The 661-nt window shown below is 30.3% G+C and carries 1 pseudogene; it reads right to left on the bottom strand.

From position 1 onward, the window contains the following. Window positions 1-661: pseudogene (locus tag H2279_RS08670) on the bottom strand (hypothetical protein); the annotation flags it as partial.

Below are 661 nucleotides of genomic sequence, written 5' to 3'. Positions count from 1 at the left end.
CAATTGCTTTTTACACGCATCCATATAATCATCAAATTTATTTCTGCTCTCTGGAGTAGAATCCACATCCCTTGGATCTTTTAATTTACCCTTGTCAATTTCATTAAACAAACTCCACATCATATTGCCTTCTTCATCATAGGCAAACTGATACGTATTTAAATCAATAGTCCAATCTACTCCTATAATTTCATCCAAAAAAGGTATCATACCAAATTCATCCAATAAACTCTCATAATAATAATCGTGTAAATCATAAATCATTTTTGCTCTAATCTGATTCCAATGTTGTCCTGTGATAAAAGAATTAGAACACAATACTGCTAAACCTAAACTTTTAAAAGCATTTTTATCTCCAAATTGAGCTTGTAAGAATAAAGCTTGTTGTTGTCTTGTTTTAAATCCTACAGCAGCTGTAGGACTAGCTTTCATATCTCCTAAAAGTAAAGCAGCTAATTCCCATTCATTAAAAAAAGAATAGGATTTTAATGTTCCACGATGAGAACTTACTTCATCATAGATATCCATATATTCTTCATTAACCAATCTTCCTTTTTCATCTACATTGCAATAAGCATCATAAGGTATATCTATAACAGCAGATCTTAAACCACTTCTTATAGCTAAATATTTACATCTTTCTCTTTTAGTTTTTAAAGAC

This window comes from Campylobacter sp. B0100352/1, from assembly GCF_020135855.1.
GTDB lineage: Bacteria > Campylobacterota > Campylobacteria > Campylobacterales > Campylobacteraceae > Campylobacter_D > Campylobacter_D taeniopygiae.
Note: the sequence above shows the minus strand (reverse complement) of the source record. Positions and strands in the feature narration are given on the sequence as shown.